A 14,950-nucleotide genomic window follows, 5' to 3' on the forward strand; every position below is an offset into this window, starting at 1 on the left:
GGTCGAGGAACGCCTCGGCGGCCTGCTCGACGCCGCCGGGCTGCCCCCCGCCGACGACCCCGCGCAGGCGGTGGCGGTGGCCGCCGAGCGGGCCGAAGCCGACCTGCGCCGGATCACCGAACGCCGGGCGCAGGCCGTCGAGCTGCGGGAACAGCGCGCCGAGCACGAGCGGCAGGCGCGTACGGCGCGGGCGCTGGCCGGGCACCTGCGGGCCAACAACTTCGAACGGTGGCTGCTGGCCGAGGCGCTGGACCTGCTGGTCGACGGGGCCTCCCGGATCCTGCGGGAACTGTCCCAGGGCCAGTACGACCTGGTCCACGACAAGGGCGAGTTCTTCGTGGTCGACCACCACGACGCGGGGCTGCGCCGGGGGGTGCGGACGCTGTCCGGCGGGGAGACGTTCCAGGCGTCGCTGGCCCTGGCGCTGGCGTTGTCCGAGCAGCTCGCCGGCATGTCCACCACGGCGGCGAGCCTGGAGTCGATCGTGCTGGACGAGGGGTTCGGCACCCTCGACGCGGCCACCCTGGACATCGTCGCCGCGACCCTGGAGAGCCTGGCCGCCCGGGGCGACCGGATGGTCGGCGTGGTCACCCACGTGCCGGCGCTGGCCGAGCGCATCCCGGTGCGCTTCGAGGTCCGCAAGGACGCCCGCACGGCCCACGTCGAACGGACCGGCCGGTGAGCGCGAGGAGCGCAGCGCAGCGGAGCCCCGCAGTCGCGAACGAAAGGTCGGACCGGTGAGCGCGAGGAGCGCAGCGCAGCGGAGCCCCGCAGCCGCGAACGAACGGGACCGGCCGGTGAGTGGGGCGGTGACGTGACCGGGCCACAGTTGTTCGTGGACGCCTGGGACCCGTCCTACGGGGCGTCGTTCGAGGCGACCCCGGGCGGGCCGGTCGCGCCGAGCAGCACCCAGGTCGACACCGACGTGGAACTGCCGGCGGTGGACTGGCGGGCGATCGGCCCCCGGTCCGGGGTGACCGCGCCGGACGTGGTGCTGCTCGTCGACGGGGTACGCCGGATCGACGCCAGCGTGTGGACGGCCGAGGAGGACGGTGCGTCGTACCCGGGGATCGCCGCCTCGTACGCGGCCGGGGTGGTCCGTTGCGACCTGGAGCGCGGCGCGGCGGAGCTGGCCGGGGCACGGGTGGGGCGGGGGCTGTTCACGGCGAGCCCGTCGGCGCAGGAGGTGACCTGCGGGCAGGTGCGTTACCCGGTGCACCGGGTGGGCGGCACCGGTGAGCTGAGCAAGCTGCCGGCGGCGGTGCAGGCCCCGCTGACCGCGTTGGAGGTGGCCGTGTCCGACTCGGCCCGCACCGACGGGGACCTGCTGGTGGTGGACGGTCCGCTGCGGGCCCGCCGGCAGTTGCCGCGCACCCTGGGCTACATCAAGACGCAGCACAGCCAGTATCTCGACGCCCGGCTCACCGCCGTGGTCACCGGGCTGGGTTCCGGCCAGCGGTCCCCGGTGTTCCGGCTGGGCACCGCCTGGGGCGGCTGGTCGTGGTACCTGCGGCTGCCGGTGGCGGTGGGTGCGCCCTGGGCCGGGATCGTCCGGTTGGAGTGCTCGCCGGACCTCGAACCGCAGGACGCGGTCGCGCTGGCGGACCTGTCGCTGGTCACCCTGCCCCGGTTCGCGTCCTCGCCGTACAAGGACCCGCGCGCGCCGCAGAACCTGGTGCCGATCGCCGGGTTGGAGCGGCGGCTGCGCGGGATGCTGGGCGACGCGCGGCTGCTGCACCGGGCGTTGACCATGGCCAGCCGCAGCGGCGGGACGCGCTGATGGCCAGCCGCAGCGGCGGGACCCGCTGATGGGCCGCCGTCGGGGTGACGACCGGATCGTGGTGGACGTGTCGACCGGCCGGGCGGAGCTGGTGCCGGACCCGGACCGGCCGCGCTCGTGGACGCTGCTGCTCGACGACGCGCCGCAGTCGCATGTGGACCTGGCCGACCCGACCCACCTGGAGTTCGAGTACGTCCGGCGGCTCGGCGCGGCGCTGGACCTGATCGCCGCGCCGGGCGCCCCGCTGCGGGTGCTGCACCTGGGCGGCGGCGCGCTGACCCTGCCCCGGTACGTCCAGGCGACCCGCCCCGGGTCGACGCAGCGGGTGGCCGAGGTGGACGGCGCGCTGGTGGAGCTGGTCCGTCGGGAGCTGCCCTGGCCGGCCGACCCGAGGCTGAAGGTACGCGTCGCCGACGCCCGCGCCACCCTGGAGTCCAGCCGCGACGCGTCGTACGACGTGGTGGTCGCCGACGTCTTCGCCGGTGCGCGCACCCCGGCCCACCTGACCAGCGCCGAGTACGCCGCACAGGTGGCCCGGGTGCTCGCGCCGGCCGGCTGGTACCTGGCCAACCTGGCCGACGGTCCGCCGTTGCGGCACACCCGTGCCCAGGTGGCCACGGTCCGCCCGGTGCTGCCCCGGGCCGCCCTGGTCGGTGACGCGGCCGTGCTGCGCGGGCGGCGGCACGGCAACCTGGTGCTGGTGGCCGGGCGGGTCGAGCCGCCGGTGCCGGAGCTGACCCGGCGCGCGGCCGGGGACTGGTTCCCGGGGCGGGTGCTGGCCGGCGTCGAGCTGGACCGGTTCGTCGCCGGTGCCGCCGTGGTCACCGACGCGGACGCCACCGACTCGCTGCCGCCGCCGCCCGGAATTTTTTCGGTCCGCCGTTGATCCGCTGGGAAGAGCGGTCCGTATCAACGGTCGGCGCCCTCCCCGTGGGCCCGCTGATGTCGGTGGACAGCAGGAGGTCTGGATGAGTGCGGTCGCGGCCGGCTTGCACGGTGAACTGGCCAGGCCAGGGTGGATGTTCGCCCGGGCCCAACCGCAGTCGCGGGCGTCGAGGTCCAGCCGGGGGGTCGACGCCGGTCCCACCGATCGCCAGAATGGCCCGGTGACCCCGCGATCGACGCCCGGGCGGCACCAGGCCCCGGCGACGACGCCCGAGGCGAGCCACTCCGACCAGCTGGTCCGGTTGCTCTACGCCGAGCACGCCGGCCCGCTGCTGATGTTCGTGATGCGGTTGACCGGCGGTGACCGGCAACGCGCCGAGGACATCGTGCAGGAGACGCTGCTGCGGGCCTGGCGCAACGCGCACCGGCTGGGCGTACAGGGGCAGGGTTCGCTGCGGCCCTGGCTGGTCACGGTGGCCCGGCGGATCGCCATCGACGAGCACCGCAGCGAGCAGGCCCGCCCGCCCGAGACGTACGACCGGGATCTGACGGCGTTCGCCGAGGCGGACAGCACCGACCGGGTGCTGCGCACCATGACGGTGGCGGACGCGCTGCGTACGCTGAGTCAGTCGCACCGGGAGATCCTGGTGGCGACGTACTTCCGCGGGCGGACGGTGCCGGAGGCGGCCGAGGAGCTGGGCCTGCCGCTGGGCACCGCCAAGTCGCGGGTCTACTACGCGCTGCGCGCGCTGCGCACGGCCCTACAGGAGAGGGGGGTGACGGAATGAGCCGGGCAGACCACATGGATGTCGCCGCGTACGCGCTCGGCGTCCTGGACGTGCAGGACACCGAACGGTTCGAGGAACACCTCGCCACCTGCTGGGCCTGCGCCGCCGAGTTGGAGACGATGGTCCCGGTGGTGGGGCTGCTCTCCGACATCGACGGCGAGACGATGATGGCGATGGAGCAGACCGCGACGGATCCGCGGCTGCTGGACCGTACCCTGTCGGCGGTCCGGACCCACCGGCGCAAGGCGCGGTTCCGGCAGGTGCTCACGATGGCCGCCGCGGTGGTGGCGGTCGGCGCGCTCAGCGGCATCGGGGTCGCCACCTTCGGCGGTACGGTCGGCGGCGACGGTCCGGTGGTCGCCGAGCCGAGCCGGTCCACCCCGGTGGACGGGCCGGCGAGCCCGCAGCCGACCCGGTCGGGGCCGGCGGTGGGTGGCACCGAGATCGAGGGTGACCAGTTCGACGCCACCGACGGCAGCACCGGTGTGAAGACCACGATGTGGCTGGACAGCAAGGAGTACGGCACCTGGATCGGGTTCAACCTGACCCGGTTGCCCGGCCCGCGCACCTGCCGGCTGGTGGTGGTCCGCAAGAACGACACGACCGAGGTGGTCTCCACCTGGGCGGTGCCGGGGACGGGGTACGGCACCACGGCCAACCCGCAGGATCTCCAGTTGGAGGCGTCCACCTCGGCGCCGCGCGGTGAGATCGCGAAGTTGCAGGTGCAGTCGGTGGACGCCAACGGCGTGGCGAGCCCGCTGGTGACCGTCGTGCCCTGAGACACCTTCCGTCGGAAACGGCGTCGGCCCGCTGCGGGCCGACGCCGTTTCGGCGTTCGGGGCGCAGGGGTGCCTCTGCTCGCGCACACGTACGGCCGGCCGGAACGGTTCAACGACGTCGATGTGAAATGGCCCACTGTCGATCGTTCAACCTTGACAGTGGACGCTCCGTACTACTCGGTGAACTGCCAAGAATGAGGAGGGCACGTGGCAAAGATCAAGCGGACGACCGTCATCGTCGCGAGCGCGGTGGTCGCACTTACGGCCTGCGCTCCCGCGGGCTACGACGGAGCGAACTCCAGCGCCGCCGAGCCGGTCGCCGTCGCCGCGGCCGAGCCCACTGCGGCGGTCGAGCCGGATTCCTCGGCCTCCCCCGGTCCGTCCGGCGCCCCCGCCGCCGACCAGGCGCCGCCCCCGGCCAACGTCCAACTGACCGACGAACTCGTCGGCAAGAAGATCGCCCGGATGGGCAAGGTCGTGGTGGACCAGGAGGGCTTCATCCTCTACCGCTTCGACAAGGACTCCGACGATCCGCCGTCGTCGAACTGCGTCGACAAGTGCGCGCAGGTCTGGCCGCCGGCGCTGACCGACGGCAACCCGCAGTTGCAGGGCGTCTCCGACGACAAGGTCGGCACCGTCACCCGCCAGGACGGCACCCGCCAGATCACCATCGGCGGCTGGCCGGTCTACCGCTACATCGGCGACAAGAAGCCGGGCCAGTGGAAGGGCCAGGGCGTCGGTGGCACCTGGTTCGTGGTCGACCCGAACGGCAAGAAGAACCTGACCTGCCTGCCGACCGGCACCCCGAAGGCGGTCGCCCCGCCGGCGGCCGGCGACTCGGGCGGGTCGAGCAGCGGCGGGGACTACACCTACTGATCCTGCGCCAGCCGGGACCCGGTGGCCGGTCGCAGCCGGGGAGGGCGCGACCGGCCACCGTCACGGATCAGGACCGTCGACGTACCGGCAGCGTCGCACGGTCCGGGCTGCGACGCCGGCCCCATGGTCGGGCCGGCGTCGCGGTACCGACACCGCCGGAACCTCCCCCACCGACCCCCGGAACGGACGAGGGCGGTGGACGCGCCACACGCCAGCGGGCGCGCGCCACCGAAGGTCCCCCCAACCCCGCACCCACGGCCGCTCGGGCGGCCGGTCCGCTCCGGGATGGAGACACCGCCGACGCGCAGGGCGTCGGCGGTGTCGTCCATTTCCGCCCCGGTCAGCCTCCCCGGCGGTACGGGGCCGGGCGGTCCGTCCCCCGGGACCATGGCACAGTGGCGGGGTGACCTGGGACGAGCCGGCGGCACGCCGGGTGCTGCGACCGCCGGCCGACTACCGGCTCACCGCGTCGGTCCGGGCCCTCACCTTCAGCCCGTACGACCCGTGTGCGCGGATCGTCGCCGGCACCCTCTGGTGGGCCACCCGCACCCCGGCCGGTCCGGCCACCCTGACCCTGCGCCCCGAGGGGGGCGAGCTGCTGGCCGAGGGGCACGGGCCGGGCGCCGGGTGGGTGGTCGACCGCGCCGACGCCGTCGCCGGCCTGCGCGACGACCTGACCGGGTTCGCCGAGCTGGCCGCCGCCCACCCGCTGGTGGCCGAGCTGGCCGCCCGGCACCGGGGGCTGCGGATGCCCGCCACCGGGCAGGTCTTCCCCCGGGTGCTGCGCGCCGTCTTCGAACAGAAGGTCACCGGCACCGAGGCCTACCGGGCGTACGCGGCGACCGTACGGCACTTCGCCGAGCCCGCGCCCGGACCGTTCCAGCCGCTGCTGCTGCCGCCCGACGCGGCGAGGGTGGCGGCGGCCCCGTACTGGGTGTTCCACCCGTTCGGCGTGGAGCAGCGCCGGGCCGAGACGCTGCGCCGGGCCGCCGCCCTGGCCGACCGGCTGGAACGCTGCGTCGACAGCGCCGAGGCGACCCGGCGGCTCACCGCGGTCCCCGGCATCGGCCCGTGGACCGCCGCCGAGGTGGTCCGGGTCGCCTACGGCGATCCGGACGCGGTCAGCGTCGGCGACTACCACGTGCCGAACACGGTGGCCTGGGCGCTGGCCGGTGAGGCGCGCGGCGACGACGCCCGGATGCTCGACCTGCTCGCCCCGTTCCGGGGCCACCGGGGGCGGGTCTGCCTGCTGCTGGCCGCCGCCGGCATCCAGGCGCCCCGGTTCGGCCCCCGGATGCCGATCCGCTCCTTCGCCCGCTTCTGACCTCCCGGGTGAGACCGGTGGGCCATGTCGCCGAGGTGGCGGTATCGGAGCGGGCGGATACCGCTACATCGGCGACATCGAGGGGTGACTACCGGGTGAGGCGGCGCAGGGTGTGGGCCAGCCAGCGGGCGTACCCGTGCTGGACGGCGCGACCGGCGGGCCCGGCGGCGGTCATGAACCAGCGGTCCGGCCGGCTGAACGCGGTGACCGCGAAGCTGACCGTGCCGTCGTCGTCGCGGCGGACCAGGAACGCCTCTTCCCCGCGTTCCGGATGGCCGGGCAGGGTGCCGTAGCCGAAGCCGGCCTCCCGGTCGCCGTCGACCACCCACACCACCTCGCACGGCCCCCACACCCGCAGCGGGCCCACCCCGAGACCCGGGGTGACCCGTACGCCGGGCGCGGCCCGCACCGCGTCGGTGCGCATCCGCACCCCGGCCACCCGGTGCAGCCGCCAGCCGAGCACCGCCTCGGCGGCGGCCGGGAAGCTGCCGGTCGGCAGCGCGAACCGGTGCCGCAGGTGGTGGTAGCCCGCCGGCAGCGGCCCGCTCCGGGTCGCTCCCACCTCGGGGTACGTCAACTCGGACACCGCGCCTCCCAGGGTCGCTCCCAGCCTAGGGCCGATGCCGTCGACCGGCGACCCGACCGGCGGTGGTGACCGGCCGGTGCCGTTCCGCCGGGGCTCAGCCGGGACTCAGCCGGCTTCGCAGCGCCGGCGCAGCCCGTCGGCCTCCAGCCGCAGGTAGCGGCGCACCAGCCGGCCGCCCAACCAACCGACGGGCCCGGCGAGCGGACCGGTGAGTTCCAGGGCCAGCTCCACCCGGACCCGGCCGTCGGGCAGCGGGACGATCCGGTGCTCGCCCCGGCTGCGTACCCCCGGGGTGGTGGATTCCCAGACGAAGCAGCGGGGCGGGTCGATCTCGGTGACCCGCCAGGACGTCGGGCGGAGCCGGGGCTGCTCCAGCCGGGCGGTGGACCCGAGCACCAGCGGCCCGGCCTCGCCCCGGCGGGCGGTCCGGACCGAGGCGGTCCACTCCGGCCAACGGTCGATGTCGGTCTGCACCGCCCAGACCGTGTCGATGTCCGCGTCGATCTCGGTCGTCGTCTCGAACCGCATGCCGCCTCCGTGGCTCCGCCGGCCGCACCCGCGTGCCGCCCGGCCTCAGACGAGGGTGCCGGAGCAGACGTGACCGGGCCACCCTCCGGTCACCCTCCCGACGGTGCGCGGAACACCACTGCGGGCGCGGGGAGCAGCCGGACACGAAGGGGCCGGACCGGGGCGGGGCTCGGCCGGGGCGCGGGGGTCAGCCGGCTTCGCGCAGGTCGGCCAGGTCGAGCGGGGTGTGCCGGTGGAGCAGGTCGGTCAGCTCGGCGACGCTGCCCACCTCGCCGAGCACGTTCTTGCCGCCGCCGAAGCGGTCCGGGTAGCGGTGCACCAGCCGGTAGCGGTGCCGGCCCCGGACCAGCTCGACGGTGACCCGCCAGCGCCCACAGCAACCACACCGCCACTCCACCCGGCGAGGCTAGCTCTGAGCGGGGCGGACGCGATCCGTATCCGCAGGGACGGACGGTGCGGGCGGGGACACGCCGGACCGGCACCGACGGTGATCTGCCTCACCACTGTCGGTGGTGTCTGGTTGACTGTCGCCGTGGACCTGCCGATCAACCCCCCGGTCGAGCCGATGCTGGCCAAGAGCGTGGCCCGCCTGCCCACCGATCCCGGCCTGACCTACGAGCCCAAGTGGGACGGCTTCCGCTGCATCGTCTTCCGCGACGGTGACGAGGTCGAGCTGGCCAGCCGGGGCGGCAAGTCGATGACCCGCTATTTTCCCGAGGTGGTGGCGCAGGTCAGGGCGCAGCTTCCCACCCGGTGCGCGGTCGACGGCGAGCTGATCGTGATCCGGCGCGACGGTCCGGGCGGGCAGCCCCGGCTCGACTTCGAGCAGCTCGCCCAGCGGATCCATCCGGCCGCCTCCCGGGTCGCCCTGCTCGCCGAGACGACCCCGGCCGACTTCGTCGCCTTCGACCTGCTCGCCCTCGACGACGAGCTGCTGGTCGACCAGCCCTACCCGGCCCGGCGGGAGCGCCTGGTGCGGGCGCTGGCCGGGGTCCGGCCGCCGGTGCACGTCACCCAGGTCACCACCGACCCGGAGACCGCCCGGCGCTGGTTCGAGGTGTTCGAGGGCGCCGGGCTGGACGGGTTGATCGTCAAGCCGGCCGACCTGCCCTACCAGCCGGGCAAGCGGCTGATGGCCAAGGTCAAGCACGCGCGGACCGCCGACGTGGTGGTGGCCGGGTTCCGCTGGCACAAGTCGGGTCCGGTGGTCGGCTCGCTGCTGCTCGGCCTCTACGACGACGCCGGGGTGCTGCACCACGTCGGGGTGAGCGCCTCGTTCACCATGGCCCGCCGGCAGGAGCTGCTCGACGAGCTGGCCCCCTACCGGGAGGGCGACGCCGAGCACCCGTGGGTGCACGGCGACCACGAGCGCGGCCAGCGCATCCCCGGCGGGGTCAGCCGGTGGACGGGCGGCAAGAACCTCGACTGGGTGCCGTTGCGGCCCGAGCTGGTGATGGAGGTCGGCTACGACGCGATGGAGGGCGACCGGTTCCGGCACACCGCCCGGTTCGTCCGCTGGCGGCCCGACCGCGATCCCCGGTCCTGCCGGTACGACCAGCTCGACCGTCCGGTGCGCTTCGACGTCGACCAGGTGCTCCGGGGTGATCCGGCGGCGACCGTGCCGCCGGCCGTCGACACCCCGGCGTAGCCTGACTGCTACCCGATCATGGAGGTTCGCCGGTGACCAGCACCGCCCGCCGTAACCGCCGGTTCCGGCTCGCCCTGGCCGGGTTCGTCGCGGGCGCGCTGCTCGTCACCGGGTGCACCCTGCCGGCGTTCGCCCCGCGTACCGAGGACTCGTCGGCGGCGGAAGCCGGCACCGCACCCACCTGGCGGCCCTGTCCCGAGGTCGCCCAGGATCTGGTCGGCCGGGGCGCTCCGGGCATGCGGTACGAGTGCGCCCGGATCACCGTGCCGCGCAACTGGGGCACCGGCACGGGGGCGACCGCCGGGCCGGGCAGCGGCGAGACCTTCGAGATCGCGTTGCTGCGGGTCCGCTCCACCAAGCAGCGGGACCGGATCGGTTCCCTGGTGATCAACCCGGGCGGGCCGGGCGGGTCCGGCGTGGACACCGCCGTCTACCTGTCGTTCGGGCCGTCGTTCGGGGGCCTGCCCACGGCGGTCACCGACCGGTTCGACATCGTCGGTTTCGACCCGCGCGGGGTGTCCCGGTCCAGCCCGGTGAAGTGCATCTCCGACGCCGACCTCGACGCCAGCTTCGGCTACGACCCCGATCCGCGCAGCCAGCAGTCCTTCGACGGCTACCAGGCGCTCAACCGGCGGATCGGGCGGGGCTGCGGCGACCGGTACGGCGACCAGCTCCCGCTCTACGGCACCGAGCAGGCCGCCCGGGACATGGACGCGGTCCGGGCCGCCGTCGGCGACGACAAGCTCACCTACCTCGGCTACTCCTACGGCACCCTGCTCGGCGCGACCTACGCGCAGCTCTACCCGCAGCGGGTCCGGGCGCTGGTGCTCGACGGCGCGGTCGACCCCCGGCAGCAGTTGGTGGCCGGTTCGGAGAGCCAGGCCCGGGGCTTCGAGCGGGCGTTCGACAACTTCGACAGGTGGTGCGCGGCGAACGCCGGCCGTTGCCCGGTCGCCCCGGACGCCCGGGGCGCGGTGACCTCGGCGATCGACAAGGCGAAGGTCTCCCCGGTACGCGGTGCCGACGGGCGGGAGGCCACCTCCGGGTGGGTCTTCTACGCGGTGATCTCCTCGCTCTACACGGAGTCGGGCTGGGAGGAACTGGCCCGCGCGATCGACCGCCTCGACGAGGGCGACCCGACCGACGTGTTCAAGCTCGCCGACTCGTACGCCGGGCGGGGCGAGGACGGGCACTACTCCAACCTCTTCGACGCCAACCTGGCGGTCAACTGCGCCGACGAGACCGAGAAGCCCGGCGTCGACCAGATCCGCCAGTTGCAGTCCGAGTGGCGGCAGAAGTATCCGCTGTTCGGGCCGGCCCTGGCGGTGGGCATGTTCGGTTGTGTCGAGTGGCCGGGCGGGCGGGACCCGTACCCCACCGGCCGGGCCGACGGCGCGCCGCCGATCGTGGTGGTGGGCACCACCGGTGACCCGGCCACCCCGTACGAGCAGACCGCCCGGCTGGCCGACATGCTGGGGGTCGGGCGGGTGCTCACCTGGGAGGGCGAGGGGCACACCGCCTACCCGCAGACCTCCTGCATCACCGAGGCGGTGGACGCCTACCTGATCTCGCTCACCGTTCCCCGGGAGGGGCTGCGCTGCCCCGCCCGCTGACCGGCGACGGCCAGACAGCGGGCGGCGGGTCAGCGGCGGTTGCGGCGTCCGCGTAGCCGTTGCCGGACGAGGGTGGCGTGGTCCGGTGGGGCCGGCGGCGGGGGCAGTTCCGGCAGCGCGATGCCCTGCCGGGCGGCCAACTCCTCCAGCAGGGCCCGCATCCGCCGCACGTCGTTCTTCAACTCCTCCTGCTCGACGTGCTCGAACGCGTCGTCGTCGACGATGAGCCGGCTGGCGAAGTGCGCGGTGATCAGCGGGATGACCAGCAGCACCATCGTAGAGATCAGCAACGCGGCGAGGGCCCGGCCGGCCCAGGTGGTCGGCGAGATGTCGCCGTACCCGACGGTGGAGGCGGTGACCACCGCCCACCAGACGGCGTCGGCAGCGCTGCGCTGCTCCACCTGGCCGTAGATCACCCCGGCCACCACGATCATCAGCAGGTACGACGTGATCAGCGTCCGGGGCGAGTTGGCGAACCAGACCAGACCCCGGTAGATCCACCGGAACGGCAGCAGCAACGGCTCCATGTCGCATCATGCTGCACCCCGTCCGCCACCTCCGCCCGTCGATCGACCAGGGTCGCTGTGACAGGCTGCCCGGCGTGACCGAGGTGACCCTGCGCGAGGCGGTCCGCGCCGACCTGCCCGCCATCCTGGCCCTGCTCGCCGACGACGTGCTCGGCCGGGCCCGCGAGCACCCCACGGTGGACGAGGCGTACGAGCGGGCCTTCGCCGACATCACCGCCGACCCACGCAACCAGCAGGTGGTGGCCGAACGCGACGGGGAGGTGGTCGGTTGCTTCCAGCTCACCTACATTCCCGGGCTGGGCCGGCACGGCGCGGAACGGGCGCTGGTCGAGGCGGTGCGGGTCCGCGCCGACCTGCGCGGGCAGGGGGTGGGTGAGGCGATGATGGCCTGGGCGATCGACCGGGCCCGCGAGCGGGGCTGCGGGCTGGTGCAGCTCACCACCGACAAGTCCCGCACCGACGCGCACCGGTTCTACCGACGCCTCGGCTTCGTCGCCAGCCACGAGGGCATGAAGCTCCCCCTCTGACGGGGTCAGTCGTCGGCCAGGCGGCCGTCGCGCAGGGTCAGCGTCCGGTCGGCCACCTCGATCAACGCCGGGTCGTGGGTGGCGACCAGCGCGGTCATCCCCCGGGCGTGCACCACCGCGCGGAGCAGATCCATGATCGCCCGGCCGGTCTCGGAGTCGAGCTGACCGGTCGGCTCGTCGGCGATCAGCAGGTCGGGTTCGTTGGCCAGGGCGCGGGCCATCGCGACCCGCTGCTGCTGCCCGCCGGACAGCTCGTACGGGCGCTGTCGGGCGTGCGCGCCCAGACCCACCAGTTCCAGCAGCACCGCCACCCGCTCCTCGCGCTCGGCCGCCGGGACCCGGGCCAGCCGCAACGGCACCCCGACGTTCTCCGCCGCCGACAGGATCGGCACCAGCCCGAAGGTCTGGAACACGAAGCCGACGGTCCCCCGGCGCAGCCGCAGCAGCTCGTTCTCACCGGCGTCGGTGACGTCGTGCCCGGCCACCCGCACCCGGCCGGCATCCGGGCGGTCCAGCCCGCCGACCAGGTTGAGCAGGGTGGTCTTGCCGGCGCCGGAACGCCCCCGCACCGCCACCAGTTCGCCCCGGGCGGCGGTGAAGGAGACCTCCCGGACGGCGTGCACGGCGTGCCGTCCCCGGCCGAACGTGCGGCTCACCTGCTCGACCCGCACCACCTCGTCGGTGACCGGGTCGGTGGCCCGGACGGAAACCTGCTCGCTCATGCGTCACTCCCGTTCTGTTGCGGCGTCCGGTCGCCGGGGCGGACCTGCACGTGGTCCGGGGCGAGGTCGAGGCGGACCCGGTCGCGCAGGGCCAGGGCCTCCACGAACGGCGCCGGTAGCTGCATCCGCCCGGTCCGGTCCAGCACCGCGTACTCCTCGCTGACCAGTTCGGTGCTGCCGTCGACGCCGATGCGCGCGGTGCGGCGTACCTCGGAGGCGGTCCGGCCGTCGCGGATCGCGACGGTGCGGCGGACCTGGTCGGCGACGGCGTGGTCGTGGGTGACCACCACCACGGTCACCCCCAGTTCGGCGTTGATGGTGCGCAGCGCCGCGAAGACCTCCGCGCCGGTCGCCTCGTCCAGCTCGCCGGTCGGCTCGTCGGCGAAGAGCACCTCCGGGTCGTTGGCGACCGCCACCGCCACCGCGCAGCGCTGCTGCTCGCCGCCGCTGAGCTGACCGGGCCGCCGGTCCGCGCAGTGCCCCACCCCGACCAGGTCCAGCAGTTCCCCGGCGCGCTGCCGGCGGGCCCGGCCGCCACCGCCGCGCCGGGCCAGCCGCATCGGCAGTTCCACGTTCTCCCGCGCGGTCAGGTACGGCAGCAGGTTCCGGCCGGTCTGCTGCCAGACGAACCCGACGGTGCGTCGCCGGTAGGCCAGCCGGCGGCGGGCGGACAGCGACAGCAGGTCGTACTCGGCGACCCGGGCGATGCCGGCGGTCGGGGTGTCCAGCCCGGAGAGGATGTTGAGCAGGGTCGACTTGCCCGAGCCGGAGGCCCCGACGATCGCCACCAGCTCGCCCCGGTCGATCACCAGGTCGAGCCCCTGGAGGGCGACCACCTCGACCCCCTCGGTCTTGAAGATCCGGACCAGCCCGTCGCAGACGATGTGCCCGCGCAGCCGGTCCTGCCCGCCGGCCCGTTCGGCCGCCCGCTGCGCCGCCCGACGTTGCAGGTCCGCCAGGTCGGGGACGACGGGGTTCTCGGCGGTCGTGGTCATCTCAGCTCTCCTCTCCGAGTCGGAGCACCTCGCCGAGGCGCATCCGACGGTTGTTCAGGGCCTCCACCGCCAGGGCGAAGCCCAGCGCGACCACGCCGAGCCCGACCGTGGCGGCGACCGGACCGGGGGCGAAACCCACCCGTACCGGGGTGCCGCTGGTGAACGCGGCGAGGCCGAGCAGCGGGGTGAGCAGCACCGGCAGCAGCACCCCCACCAGCGCGCCGGTCAGCACCGACACCCCGACCAGCGGGGCCAGCTCCACCAGCAGCAGCCCCCGCCACTGCCGGCGGGACAGCCCGAGGGTGCGCAGCCGGGACAGCACCTCGCCCCGGGCGCGGGCCCCGGCCAGCACGGTGAACGCCACCGCGAGCAGCGCCAACACACCACCGGCGACCGCACCGGCGGTGAACCCGAACGCCAGCAGCCCGTTCGCGCCCCCGCCACCCAGCCGCAGCCGGGTCTGTGACCAGGTCTCCACCGCCACGCCCCGGGGCCGTTCCCGGCCGGTGACCGCGCCGCCGGTCTGGTAGCGCTGCTGACCCTCGTCCCCGGCCTGACGCAGCGCCCCGGCGTCGAGCCGGTCGCCGGCCACCAGGAATGCGGTGGGCACCGGCGGACTGTCCCGCCGGGGCAGCGCCTGCCAGGGCAGCACCACGTACCGGCCGGTGTTCGGCCGGGCCAGCGGGAAGTCGGCGACGGTGTCGGCGGGGGTGAACTCGTACCGCTGGCCCTGCACGGTGACGAAGGCGGACCGCAGGCCGGCGTCGGCGAGGTCGGCGGCGACCGCCGGGGAGACGACCGCCGGCAGCGGGCCGTCGCCGGGCCGGGCGTCGCGCAGCGGGCCGGGCACCGGGACGTCCCGGCCGGCGGCCCGCGCCGTGCGGGCCAGCCCGGGGCCGTCGACCAGCAGCACGCTGGTGTCGCGCAGCCGGGCGTCGGTACCCAGGGCGTCGGTGGCCAGGCGTTGCGCCGACTCGTCGACCAGTCCGGTGGCGGCCCGCACCCCGGGCAGCCGGTGCAGCGCCGGTCCGGTGTCCGGGGCGAGCCGGTCGCCCCGGATCAGCGCGTCCGCCGGCACCGCGCGGGTGGCGACGTCGTCGCGGGTGTCCTCGATGCCGGTGGCGACCACCGCGCAGAACGCGGCGGTGGCGACCGCGAGCACCACCACGACCAGCGGGGTGGCCGCCGCCGCCCGGCCGGCGCGGGCCGTGCCCAGGAAGGCGACACTTCCCCGGGTACGCGCGGCGAGCCGGCCGGCCAGCCGCACCGGCCACGGGTACAGCCGCAGCGCCAGCACCGACGCGGCGACCGCGACCAGCGCCGGCACCGACACCAGCAGCGGGTCCACCGTGCCGGGGGTGAGGCCGCGCCG

17 protein-coding genes are annotated in these 14,950 nt (G+C 75.0%); 10 read left to right on the plus strand and 7 right to left on the minus strand.

The window, feature by feature from the left end:
- The 7 genes from H1A17_RS30265 to H1A17_RS30295 all read left to right on the plus strand — a co-directional run.
- The coding region (locus tag H1A17_RS30265) for an SbcC/MukB-like Walker B domain-containing protein (protein WP_305070377.1) at window positions 1–682 on the plus strand (682 nt) is incomplete at its 5' end.
- 132 nt (window positions 683–814) lie between these two features.
- The gene (locus H1A17_RS30270; RefSeq protein ID WP_194823493.1) at window positions 815–1,780 is read left to right on the plus strand and encodes a hypothetical protein; all 966 of its coding nucleotides are present in this window, start codon (window positions 815–817) and stop codon (window positions 1,778–1,780) included.
- Window positions 1,781–1,808: 28 nt separating this feature from the next.
- Window positions 1,809–2,666 (plus strand): spermidine synthase, encoded by an 858-nt coding sequence (locus tag H1A17_RS30275; protein ID WP_194823494.1) that lies wholly within the window; start codon window positions 1,809–1,811, stop codon window positions 2,664–2,666.
- Between the two features lie 82 nt (window positions 2,667–2,748).
- Window positions 2,749–3,453, plus strand: coding sequence for a sigma-70 family RNA polymerase sigma factor (locus H1A17_RS30280; protein WP_088645463.1), 705 nt, complete (start codon window positions 2,749–2,751; stop codon window positions 3,451–3,453).
- Complete coding sequence (locus H1A17_RS30285) at window positions 3,450–4,232, plus strand: anti-sigma factor (protein ID WP_145918552.1); 783 nt, start codon at window positions 3,450–3,452, stop codon at window positions 4,230–4,232. Before H1A17_RS30280 ends, H1A17_RS30285 begins: the two co-directional genes overlap by 4 nt.
- Window positions 4,233–4,439: 207 nt before the next feature.
- Window positions 4,440–5,108, plus strand: coding sequence for a hypothetical protein (locus H1A17_RS30290; RefSeq protein ID WP_194823495.1), 669 nt, complete (start codon window positions 4,440–4,442; stop codon window positions 5,106–5,108).
- Window positions 5,109–5,511: 403 nt separating this feature from the next.
- Entirely contained in the window at window positions 5,512–6,432 is a 921-nt protein-coding gene (locus H1A17_RS30295; protein ID WP_145918550.1) for a DNA-3-methyladenine glycosylase, read from the plus strand.
- Window positions 6,433–6,520: 88 nt separating this feature from the next.
- On the opposite strand, the gene H1A17_RS30300 is transcribed toward H1A17_RS30295, so the two are convergent.
- The 3 genes from H1A17_RS30300 to H1A17_RS30310 form a co-directional block, all read right to left on the minus strand.
- Window positions 6,521–7,018 carry a DUF1990 family protein gene (locus tag H1A17_RS30300; RefSeq protein ID WP_194823496.1) on the minus strand — a complete coding sequence of 166 codons (498 nt, stop codon included), beginning with the start codon at window positions 7,016–7,018 and terminating at the stop codon, window positions 6,521–6,523.
- Between the two features lie 105 nt (window positions 7,019–7,123).
- Window positions 7,124–7,546: an SRPBCC family protein gene (locus tag H1A17_RS30305; protein ID WP_194823497.1), complete on the minus strand. Its 423-nt coding sequence runs from the start codon at window positions 7,544–7,546 to the stop codon at window positions 7,124–7,126.
- A gap of 187 nt (window positions 7,547–7,733) precedes the next feature.
- Window positions 7,734–7,943, minus strand: a complete 210-nt coding sequence (locus H1A17_RS30310; RefSeq protein WP_145918547.1) for a hypothetical protein — start codon at window positions 7,941–7,943, stop codon at window positions 7,734–7,736.
- Between the two features lie 135 nt (window positions 7,944–8,078).
- On the opposite strand from H1A17_RS30310, the gene H1A17_RS30315 reads away from it, so the two are divergent.
- Entirely contained in the window at window positions 8,079–9,194 is a 1,116-nt protein-coding gene (locus H1A17_RS30315; protein ID WP_145922643.1) for an ATP-dependent DNA ligase, read from the plus strand.
- 32 nt (window positions 9,195–9,226) lie between these two features.
- The gene (locus H1A17_RS30320; protein WP_145918546.1) at window positions 9,227–10,807 is read left to right on the plus strand and encodes an alpha/beta hydrolase; all 1,581 of its coding nucleotides are present in this window, start codon (window positions 9,227–9,229) and stop codon (window positions 10,805–10,807) included.
- A 29-nt stretch (window positions 10,808–10,836) separates the two neighbouring features.
- Here H1A17_RS30320 and H1A17_RS35370 read toward each other — a convergent pair whose 3' ends face one another.
- On the minus strand, window positions 10,837–11,334 hold the full coding sequence (locus H1A17_RS35370) for a potassium channel family protein (RefSeq protein WP_145918545.1): 498 nt from the start codon (window positions 11,332–11,334) through the stop codon (window positions 10,837–10,839).
- Window positions 11,335–11,408: 74 nt separating this feature from the next.
- Here H1A17_RS35370 and H1A17_RS30330 point away from each other — a divergent pair, with 74 nt between their 5' ends.
- Window positions 11,409–11,861, plus strand: coding sequence for a GNAT family N-acetyltransferase (locus tag H1A17_RS30330; protein WP_145918544.1), 453 nt, complete (start codon window positions 11,409–11,411; stop codon window positions 11,859–11,861).
- 5 nt (window positions 11,862–11,866) lie between these two features.
- Here the strand turns inward: H1A17_RS30330 and H1A17_RS30335 are convergent, their stop codons facing one another.
- The 3 genes from H1A17_RS30335 to H1A17_RS30345 all read right to left on the minus strand — a co-directional run.
- Entirely contained in the window at window positions 11,867–12,583 is a 717-nt protein-coding gene (locus H1A17_RS30335; RefSeq protein WP_145918543.1) for an ABC transporter ATP-binding protein, read from the minus strand.
- Entirely contained in the window at window positions 12,580–13,578 is a 999-nt protein-coding gene (locus H1A17_RS30340) for an ABC transporter ATP-binding protein (protein ID WP_194823498.1), read from the minus strand. The genes H1A17_RS30335 and H1A17_RS30340 overlap by 4 nt, the downstream gene beginning before the upstream one ends.
- A gap of 1 nt (window position 13,579) precedes the next feature.
- On the minus strand, window positions 13,580–14,950 hold a 1,371-nt coding region (locus H1A17_RS30345), incomplete at its 5' end, for an FtsX-like permease family protein (RefSeq protein ID WP_309236905.1).

Origin of the sequence: Micromonospora sp. S-DT3-3-22 (assembly GCF_015354745.1) — a bacterium.
Taxonomy (GTDB): domain Bacteria; phylum Actinomycetota; class Actinomycetes; order Mycobacteriales; family Micromonosporaceae; genus Micromonospora; species Micromonospora wenchangensis.